Origin of the sequence: Specibacter cremeus, from assembly GCF_003946885.1 — a bacterium.
GTDB lineage: Bacteria > Actinomycetota > Actinomycetes > Actinomycetales > Micrococcaceae > Specibacter > Specibacter cremeus.
In genome coordinates this window covers 67,056-76,711 of sequence record NZ_RWKQ01000021.1, presented here as the reverse complement: position 1 = coordinate 76,711, position 9,656 = coordinate 67,056, and the positions used below count along the sequence as shown (strand labels likewise).

General features: G+C 70.2%; 8 protein-coding genes. 5 read left to right on the top strand and 3 right to left on the bottom strand.

The annotated features are described in order from the left end of the window. Positions 1-93 precede the first annotated feature (93 nt). The 3 genes from EJC77_RS10140 to holA all read left to right on the top strand — a co-directional run bounded on the left by EJC77_RS10140 (position 94) and on the right by holA (position 4,227). Positions 94-1,065, top strand: coding sequence for a ComEA family DNA-binding protein (locus EJC77_RS10140; protein WP_125612208.1), 972 nt, complete (start codon positions 94-96; stop codon positions 1,063-1,065). Between the two features lie 173 nt (positions 1,066-1,238). Further along, complete coding sequence (locus tag EJC77_RS10135) at positions 1,239-3,125, top strand: ComEC/Rec2 family competence protein (protein ID WP_125612206.1); 1,887 nt, start codon at positions 1,239-1,241, stop codon at positions 3,123-3,125. Positions 3,126-3,300: 175 nt separating this feature from the next. Next, the gene (holA, locus tag EJC77_RS10130; protein WP_125612228.1) at positions 3,301-4,227 is read left to right on the top strand and encodes a DNA polymerase III subunit delta; all 927 of its coding nucleotides are present in this window, start codon (positions 3,301-3,303) and stop codon (positions 4,225-4,227) included. 133 nt (positions 4,228-4,360) lie between these two features. Here the strand turns inward: holA and rpsT are convergent, their stop codons facing one another. Continuing rightward, positions 4,361-4,621, bottom strand: coding sequence for a 30S ribosomal protein S20 (gene rpsT / locus EJC77_RS10125; RefSeq protein ID WP_125612204.1), 261 nt, complete (start codon positions 4,619-4,621; stop codon positions 4,361-4,363). A 360-nt stretch (positions 4,622-4,981) separates the two neighbouring features. Between rpsT and lepA the strand changes: the two genes are divergently transcribed. After that, complete coding sequence (gene lepA, locus EJC77_RS10120) at positions 4,982-6,838, top strand: translation elongation factor 4 (RefSeq protein WP_125612202.1); 1,857 nt, start codon at positions 4,982-4,984, stop codon at positions 6,836-6,838. After that, positions 6,835-8,067: a radical SAM family heme chaperone HemW gene (gene hemW / locus EJC77_RS10115; RefSeq protein ID WP_125612200.1), complete on the top strand. Its 1,233-nt coding sequence runs from the start codon at positions 6,835-6,837 to the stop codon at positions 8,065-8,067. Before lepA ends, hemW begins: the two co-directional genes overlap by 4 nt. A 144-nt stretch (positions 8,068-8,211) precedes the next feature. Here hemW and EJC77_RS10110 read toward each other — a convergent pair whose 3' ends face one another. Together EJC77_RS10110 and EJC77_RS10105 are read right to left on the bottom strand one after the other, a co-directional pair. Continuing rightward, on the bottom strand, positions 8,212-8,604 hold the full coding sequence (locus EJC77_RS10110; RefSeq protein WP_240630072.1) for a DUF4870 domain-containing protein: 393 nt from the start codon (positions 8,602-8,604) through the stop codon (positions 8,212-8,214). Between the two features lie 101 nt (positions 8,605-8,705). Further along, positions 8,706-9,557, bottom strand: coding sequence for a DUF3097 domain-containing protein (locus EJC77_RS10105; protein WP_125612196.1), 852 nt, complete (start codon positions 9,555-9,557; stop codon positions 8,706-8,708). Positions 9,558-9,656: the final 99 nt, after the last annotated feature.

Sequence of the window (9,656 nt, the reverse complement as noted above, 5' to 3'; positions counted from 1 at the left end):
GCAACCATCGACATCGAGATCATCGCCGACAACACCCGCTTGACAACCCGCCAGCCAGCCTAACTACACGGCATTGGCGCTAGCGTCGCGGGCATGGCACGGCACAGCTGGAACGACACCTCCCCGGAACCCTCGCGCGCACCGGCTGCCCGCCCGGACTCGGGCCGGGCCGGCGTTGGGGGCCCGGTCCCCGTTGCCGCGCCCTGCAGTGAGCCGGCCGGCAGCCCGGCTGCCGGCGATTCCGGCGATGCGGGCGGTGCCGGCCTGCTGCCGGCCTCCGGGATGTACACGGCGGCCACGTGGCCGGCCCCGGCGGTCCCGGCCGGTGGTGTGCTGCCGCGGCTGCGAGTGCTCGTGTCGCTCAAGGCCCTGATCGTCGTGCTGGCCATGCTCACCGTGGCGACGGGGGTCCTGTGGCTGCAATCGGCCGGCATCCGCTTCGCGAGCGCGCAAGTGTCCGCCGGCGAGTCGCCGAAGGTCGCCATCCCCGGTCCGGTTCCGCGGGGAAGCTCCGCGGGGGACTCCCCACGGGGGCCGGACCCACCCGCATCGCCATCCCCGGTCCCCGCCGGTGCGGACGCGGCGGTCTTGACCGTCCACGTGGTCGGTGAAGTCAAGCGGCCGGGCGTCGTGCGCCTGCGGCAGGGCAGCCGCGTGCTCGACGCCGTGGCGGCGGCGGGAGGCGCCGGGGCGAATGCCGCACTGCAGGCCGTCAACCTGGCTGCCGTGCTGCGCGACGGCGAACAGGTCGTGGTCCCCAGCAACGCGCAGGTCGGCAGCGGCGCGGTGCCGACCTTCGCGCCAGTCGAGGGGCCCGCCGGCTCCTCGGGGGCCGGTGGTGCGGGCCAAGCGAACGGCGGCAAGGCGAACGGCGGCAGGGTGAACATCAACACGGCCACGGCCGCGGAGCTGGGCACATTGCCGCGCATCGGCGCCGTGCTGGCGAACCGGATCATCCAGTGGCGCACCGACCATGGCCCATTCACCACGATCGACCAGCTGGACGCCGTGCCCGGCATCGGCAGCAAGCTCCTCGACTCTCTGCGGGACCTGGTCGTGGTGTAGCAGCGGACAGTAACCCCGACCATTGCCCGCACGCAACCGACACCGGCCAGCGCACGGTGCGATACAAACGGTGCGATACAAGCGGTGCGATAAAGGAGCCGGCGACGGCTCGACATCCAGCGCGACTGACGGGCCGGCAGGCGGCCCGACGCGGGGAGGGACAAGGGGTGGCCATGGCGGAATCACGTTGGCAGCGTTACACGCGGGCCGCGGTAGAGGGAGCCTCGGAGGGATGCGTCGACGGCGCCGTCGACGGTTCCGCCGGCGGGGCCGGCATGACGCCGCCCCGGGTCCCGGCCGCGGTGGTGTTTCTTGCGCGGAAGGCCCGCGAGCGAATGAACGGCGGGGAGCGGTCCGTGGCGGCCCTGCCGAACGCAACCCTCGACGTCCGGCTCGTCCCGGCCGTGGCGGCGGCCTGGCTGGCCGCAATCGTGGGCCCCGGGATGGCCTGGGGTCCCTGCTTGTTCCTGGCGGCCGGATGCGCAATGGCCGCCGTGGGGCCGGCCGTGTGGCTCGCGGCACGATCCAGCCGAGATGCACGGCGCGCACGCCTCGCCGGGACGAGCCGCACGGGTGCCCGGACAACGACCCGGACGGGCCCCGTGCGGGCCTCCGCCGTCGTGGGGCTGGCTGGGGCCTGTGCTGCCGCGGTCCTGGTCGCCGCGGGACTGGCGCACCGGGGTGCGGACGTGGCTCCCATGGCCGGGGCGATCGCCGCCCGCCAGGGGATCGTGGCGACCCTCGTGATCGAATCGCGTCCCAGTCTGCTGGCCGCCGGTCCCGGGCGGGGCAACCGGTACGTGCTGGAGGCCGTCGTCACCCGGGCCTCGGCCGCCGGTCGCGTGTTCGACGCCGACACCCGGGTCCGCATGATCGCCGGGGACGCGTGGCGTGCCGTGACGGACGGGGACATCGTCGTGGCGGCCGGCGCCTTGGCCCCGGTCGGCGCGGCTGACGCCGTCGGCGCAACCTTCCAACCGGCCACGGCACCGCAGATGGTCGGGCACGTGCAAGGGATCGCGGCGCTGCCGCGTGGGCTGCGTGGCGGTTGGATCGCCGCCGCGCAGCGGACGTGGACCCCGGTCAACACGGACGTCGCGGCCCTCCTGCCGGGCATGGTCATGGGGGATCGCAGCGACGTCCCACCGGACCTGGACGAGGACATGAAGGTGGTCGGACTGACCCACCTGACGGCTGTCAGCGGTGCCAACTGCACGCTGGTGCTCATGTCGCTGCTGCTGGTGGGGAGGTTCCTGCGATTGCACCGTGGCGTGGGCATGGCCGTCGGGGGGATGGGCCTGGCGGGATTCGTCATGGTGGTCGGACCGGACCCCAGCGTCCTGCGTGCCGCCGTGATGGGCGCCATCGGTTGCGCGGCCATGCTGGCTGGCCGGCCGCGGAGGGCCGGCGCCCTGTTGTCCGGCAGTATCGTGGTGTTGCTCGTCTGGGCTCCCCGGCTGGCCGTGGACTACGCCTTCATCCTGTCGGTCCTGGCGACGTTCGGCCTGCTCGTGCTGGGCCGCCGCTGCGCGCGGTGGCTGGCGGTCATGCTGCCGTGGTGGCTGGCGCAGACCGTGGCTGTTCCACTGGCCGCACAGCTGTTTTGCGCCCCCGTCATCGTCTTGCTGCAACCGCGGCTGACCGTGTACGCGGTGGCGGCCAATGTCGCGGCGGCTCCCGTCATCACCCTGGTGACGACGGCGGGCACGCTCGGATTGGCGTTGTCCACGACGGTTCCCGTGGCGGCGGACGCGTGCTCGTGGGTATCCGGGGCGGGCACGTGGTGGGTGGCGTGGGTGTCCCGCGCCCTGGCGGCTCTGCCCGGGGCCGCGCTGCCCTGGCCGGGCGGCCTGACGGGGGTCGTGCTCATGGTGGTGTTCAACGGCGCGATCGTCGTCCTGCTCTGGGGTGCGGTGCATCGCCGCGAGGGTGCCGCCCTGGCGGCCCGCGTGCGCGCGGCCCTGCCCAAGCGGCTGCGTCCGATCGCCGGTTTCCCGGGCGTCGTCGTCGTCGCGGCAGCGGCGGCGGGGCTGCTGGCCGGGGCGGCCGGCAATGGCTGACCCGGCAGATTGGTGAAGCGGGTTGGTGAAGCGGGTTGGTGAAGCGGGCCGGGCGTGGCAAGGTAGAAGCCGTGATCGAACTACACGGCGCGGTGGCGCAGTGACCCCGCCGGCCGCCGCACCGAAGGTGACGGGCGCGGATTGGCGGGACGTACCCGTCGCGCCCATCGTGCTCATGCTCGGCGGCGAGTCATTCATCGCCGGGCGGGCCATGGAAAACCTGCGTCGCAAGTTGCGCGACACGCACGCCGACCTCGAGGTCACCACCCTGGACGCGTCCTCGTACCAAGCCGGGACGCTGACCGAGATCACCAGCCCGTCGCTGTTCGGCGAGCCGAAATTCGTCGAGGTGTCGCAGCTGGCCACGATGAACGACGATTTCCTGCTCGACGCGCTGAGCTATCTGTCGGACCCGCAGCCCGACGTCGTCGTCGGGCTCGCCCACGGCGGCGGCAACCGGGGAAAGAAACTGCTCGACGCCCTCAGGGCCTCCGGTGCGCCAGTCGTCGAGTGCAAGGAGATCAAGCGGGACACGGACAAGGCCGACTTCGTCAGCGGCGAGTTCACCGCCGCCCGCCGCCGCATCGACCGGCAGGCGATCGGGGCCCTCGTGGCAGCCGTCGGGGCCAGCCTCGCCGAGCTCGCCGCCGCGTGCAGCCAGCTCATCGCCGACAGCACGGGCACCGTCACGGCCGAACTCGTCGACAAGTACTACGGCGGCCGCGTCGAGGCGACCGCGTTCAAGGTCGCCGACGCCGCACTGGCCGGCAACGGCCCGCTGGCCCTGTCCACGCTGCGGCACGCGCTTTCTACCGGCGTCGACCCGGTGCCGCTCGTGGCCGCGCTGGCCATGAAGATGCGGGCCCTGGCCAAAGTCCACTCGGCCCGCGGCAGCTCGGCGCAGCTCGCCCGGGACTTGGGGATGGCGCCCTGGCAGGTGGATGCCGCCCGCCGCGACGCCCGCGGCTGGACGTCGGAGGCACTGGTGCGGGCCATCCAGGTCCTGGCCGAGGCGGACGCCCAGGTCAAGGGCGCCTCCCGTGACCCGGTCTACGCCGTCGAACGCGCCGTCACCGTCATCGCCACCTCGGTCCGCCGGTAAACGGTCCGCTGGTAACCGGTCCACCGGTGAGCGCCGGAACCCGGGGCGGGGCACCAAAGCCGGGCATTAAACACGTATGGCCGGCACCCGAGGGTACCGGCCATACGCAAGAGGTGCGAAGCAAATGCCTCCCCTAGAGGGCGTTGACCTTCTTGGAGATAGCGGACTTGCGGTTGGCAGCCTGGTTGGCGTGAATGACGCCCTTGCTGACAGCCTTGTCCAGCTTGCGGCTGGCGTTCACCAGGGCAACCGCAGCAGCATCCTTGTCGCCCTTGTCGACGGCCGTGTTCACTGCACGGACGGCCGTCTTCAGCTCGGACTTGACCGCGACATTGCGCTGACGCGCCTTCTCGTTGGTCAGGATGCGCTTCTTCTGGGACTTGATATTAGCCACGTTTGAACTCTCTTTTTAATGCGTACATTCGGTCGTAGAGGGCGTCGGTTGGCCGTTGACAGCGGCGTGGGGATGCTCGAATCAATGGTGAACGTCAGACCAACCAGCTGCGTCCGCCGACCTGCACGGACACACGCGCGTATCAGTCTAGCAGAGCGGGGTGCCGGTCACCGCCGGCCGTGGCGGACCGGACGAAGGCGCCCCGATGCCTGCCGCGCCGGCGTGGGCGCGTAGGCCCCCGCCCGGTGCCCGCAAGGTGGTGCACCGGTCCGTGTCCGACGGGCAAACGTGGGACACTGGTGGAAGACTTTTTGACCCGTACTTTTGACCCGTCCACGTTGCGACAGTTAGGACCCGCCAGTGTCACCCAAGGCCCGCACCGCACCGGTGCCCGCCGCCACCGATCCGGCGATCATCAGGAATTTCTGCATCATTGCCCACATCGACCATGGCAAGTCCACGCTGGCGGACCGGATGCTGCAGCTGACCGGTGTTGTCGAGCCACGAGACATGAAGGCCCAGTACCTGGACCGGATGGACATCGAACGCGAGCGCGGCATCACGATCAAGTCGCAGGCGGTGCGCATCCCGTGGGAGGTCGACGGCACGGCGTACTGCCTGAACATGATCGACACGCCCGGGCACGTCGACTTCACGTACGAGGTGTCCCGGTCGCTGGCCGCCTGCGAGGGGGCCATCCTGCTCGTCGACGCCGCGCAGGGGATCGAGGCGCAGACACTGGCCAACCTGTACCTGGCGATGGAAAACAACCTCACCATCATCCCGGTCCTGAACAAGATTGATCTGCCGGCCGCGCAGCCGGAAAAGTATGCGGCCGAACTGGCCAACCTCATCGGCGGCAAGCCGGAGGACGTGCTCAAGGTCTCCGGCAAGACCGGCATGGGTGTCGAAGAGCTGCTGGACCAGATCGTCAGGGAACTGCCCGCCCCGGTGGGAAACCCGGACGCGCCGGCACGGGCCATGATCTTCGACTCGGTCTACGACACTTACCGTGGCGTGGTCACCTATGTCCGCGTGGTGGACGGCAAGCTCAGCCCGCGCGAGAAGATCCAGATGATGTCCACCCGGGCCACGCACGAACTTCTTGAGATCGGTGTCAGCTCCCCGGAACCGGTCCCGTCCAAGGGCCTGGGCGTGGGCGAGGTCGGCTACCTGATCACCGGCGTGAAGGACGTGCGCCAGTCCAAGGTGGGCGATACCGTCACCACTTTCCTGAAGCCCGCCGCAGAGTCCCTGGGCGGCTACCAGGACGCCAAACCCATGGTGTTCTCCGGCCTCTACCCGCTGGACGGCACCGACTACCCGGTGCTTCGCGACGCCCTGGAAAAGCTGATGCTCAACGATGCCGCCCTGGTGTATGAGCCGGAGACGTCCGCGGCCCTGGGCTTTGGTTTCCGTGTGGGCTTCCTGGGCCTGCTGCACCTGGAAATCACCCGGGAGCGGTTGGAACGCGAGTACAAGCTCGACCTGATCTCCACCGCCCCGAACGTGGAGTACGAGGTCACGCTCGAGGACAAGAAGGTCATCCAGGTCACGAACCCCAGCGAATACCCGACCGGGAAGATCGCCGAAGTGCGCGAACCCATGGTGGCCGCCACCATCCTGGCCCCCAACGAATTCGTCGGCGCCATCATGGAGCTCTGCCAGTCCCGCCGCGGCATCATGGGCGGCATGGACTACCTGTCCGAGGACCGGGTGGAAATCCGCTACCGGCTGCCGCTGGCGGAAATCGTGTTCGACTTCTTCGACATCCTCAAGTCCAAGACCCGCGGCTACGGCTCGCTGGACTGGAAGGCCGACGGCGAACAGGTCGCGGACCTGGTCAAGGTCGACATCATGCTCCAGGGCGAGCAGGTCGATGCGTTCAGTGCCATCACCCACCGGGACAAGGCCTACGCCTACGGCGTGATGATGACCGGCAAGCTGCGCGAGCTCATCCCACGCCAGCAGTTCGAGGTACCGATCCAGGCCGCCATCGGCGCCCGCATCATCGCCCGCGAAAACATCCGCGCCATCCGCAAGGACGTGTTGGCCAAGTGCTACGGCGGTGACATCTCCCGCAAGCGCAAACTTCTGGAAAAGCAGAAGGAAGGCAAGAAGCGCATGAAGATGGTGGGCCGCGTGGAGGTTCCCCAGGAAGCCTTCATCGCCGCCTTGTCCTCGGACGACACGTCAAAGGACAAGTCCAAGAAGTGACCCCGCCCAGCACGCTGCCGCTCGGCGACCCGGCCCCGGCCGACGGCCTGCTGCCCGCCCAGGCGGCCGACGGCGCGGCGGGACGCCGGTTCAGCCTGTACGCACACATCCCGTTCTGCGCCGTGCGGTGCGGTTATTGCGATTTCAACACGTACACGGCCACCGAGCTTGGCGGCGGCGCGTCGCAGGCCGCCTATGCGGCCACGGCCGTCAAGGAGATCACCTTTGCCGCCCGCGCCCTGGACCTCTCCGGGGTGCCGGCGCGGCCCATGGGGACCGTGTTCTTCGGCGGCGGCACCCCCACGCTGCTGCCGGCCGGCGACCTGACCGCCATCTTGGCCGCCGCCGTCGACCAATGGGGCCTCGCCGCCGATGCGGAGGTGACCACCGAGGCCAACCCGGATTCGGTCACGGCCGACTCGCTGCGGGAACTGGCCGACGGCGGATTCACGCGCGTGTCCTTCGGCATGCAGTCGGCCGTGCCGCACGTGCTCAAGGTGCTGGACCGCACCCACAACCCGCAGCGGGTGCCGCAGGCCGTGGCGTGGGCGCGCGAGGCGGGCCTGAACGTCAGCGTCGACCTGATCTACGGGACGCCCGGGGAGTCCATGGCGGACTGGGAGACGTCCGTGCGGGCCGCGCTGAGCTATGAACCCGACCACATCTCCGCGTATTCGCTCATCGTGGAGGAAGGCACGAAGCTGGCCGCGCAGATCCGCCGCGGCCAGGTGCCGGACATCGACGACGACGACCACGCCGCCAAATACGAACTCGCCGACGCCCTGTTCGCCGAGGCCGGACTGCACTGGTACGAGGTCAGCAACTGGGCGCGCACGCCCGCCGACGCTTGCCGGCACAACCTGGCCTACTGGCGCGGCGACGACTGGTGGGGTGTGGGACCGGGCGCGCATTCCCATGTGGGCGGGGTGCGCTGGTGGAACGTGAAGCACCCCACGGCGTATGCCGGCCGGCTGGAGCAGGGGCTCTCGCCCGCCGCCGGACGGGAGACGCTCGACCCGGCCACGCGGGACGTCGAACGCATCATGCTCGGCTCCCGGCTGGCCGAGGGGCTGGCCGTCGAGACGTTGACGCCGGCCGGGCGGGCCGCCGTGGCGGGGCTCATCGCCGCCGAACTCGTCGACCCGCGGGCCGCGTTCGCCGGCACACTCGTGCTCACCCTCAAAGGGCGGCTGCTCGGCGACGCCGTGACGCGGGCTTTGCTCGACTGACGCAAAAGGTCTCGCGCAAAAGGTCTCGACGGGCTCGACCACCGATCCGGTGGTCGAGCCCGTCGAGACCTGCGGTGATTTCGACAAGCTCAATCACCGGACGGACAAGCTCAAACGCCGGACGGGCAAGCTCAAACGCCTCAGCTACTTGATCAGGCGCAGGTTGAACCGGTAGCGGTAGGGCTGGCCCTTGTTCACCTGCAACGCGGCCGCGACCGAATACACCGTCAGGAATACCCAGACAGCCAGCGCCAGGAGCGCGAAGACGCTGCTCAGGGCCGGGGAGAACAGGCCGAAGATCATGGCGAGCAGGTTCGCCAGGGCGGCCAGGATCGTCGGCGGGAGCGTGAAGTTCAGCGCCTCCAGCGATTCCTGGTCGGTGAACGGGCCGCGCCGGCGCAGGAAGATGTACACCAGCAGCGAGGGGACGAAGCCCAGGATGCCGCCGCAGTGTGCGACGAAGGCCCACTGGCGGTCTTGCGCCGGCGTCAGCGGCGGCCCGTCGACGGCGGGAAGGCGGTTCACCGGGTTGGTCACGACTGGGGTCCTCCGTGCTGCTGTGGACATGCCGTGGTGGGCATGCTGTTGTGGACGCCGCGGCGGGTGCGCGGCGCCCCGCACCTCGATGCGGCTTCCTACTAGGTTAGTGGAACGGTGAGGAAATCGATGACTTCCTCCACCCGGCCCAGCAGCGACGGCTCCAGGTCGGCGTAGCTGCGCACCCGCCCCAGCAGGCGCTGCCAGCCCAGCCCGATGTCCTCGGACGTCGCGTGTGGCCACCCGAAGGCGGCCAGGATGCCGGTCTTCCAGTCCGTGCCGCGCGGCACCACCGGCCACGCCGGAATGCCGAGCGCCTGCGGCCGGATGGCCTGCCAGACGTCGATGTACGGATGGCCGACGATGAGCACGTTCGCGGCGGCCCCGGGCACCCTCATGGCCTCCGCGGCGATGCGCGACTCCTTCGAGTCGGCCACGAGGTGGTCGACCAGGATGCCGAGGCGGCGTTGCGGGCCGGGGGTGAACGCCCGGATGGCGGCGGCCAGGTCGTCGACGCCGTGCAGCGGCTCGACGACGATGCCCTCCACGCGCAGGTCGTCACCCCAGACCTTCTCGACGAGTTCGGCGTCGTGCTTGCCCTCGACCCAGATGCGGCTGGCCTTGGCAACCTGGGCGCGCTGGCCGGCAACCTTCACGGAACCCGAGGCGGTGCGTGCCGGCCCGGCCGGTGCAGTCTTCGCCGCCGGCGCCGTGACCTCGACCGGGTGGCCGTCGATCAGGAACCCGAACCCCAGCTGGAAGGACTTGCGCGCGCCGCGCCGGTCCTCCAGTTCCATGATGTGCATGCCGCCGGACTTCTCGACCCGGACGACGGCGCCCACCCAGCCGGACTGGACGTCCTCGACGACGAGCCCCGCGGCGGCCGGCACGGCCGGCAGCTTCTTCCTCACCGGGGCGGACAGATCCTGCGCCCCCCACCTGCCGTAATCCACGCGGCTCCCTCTCGTCGATGTGCGCACCCATGCTAGCAAGGACGGGGCCACCCGGTGCGCCGGGCCCGCGCGGAAGGTACTAGACTTGGCACTTGAGTA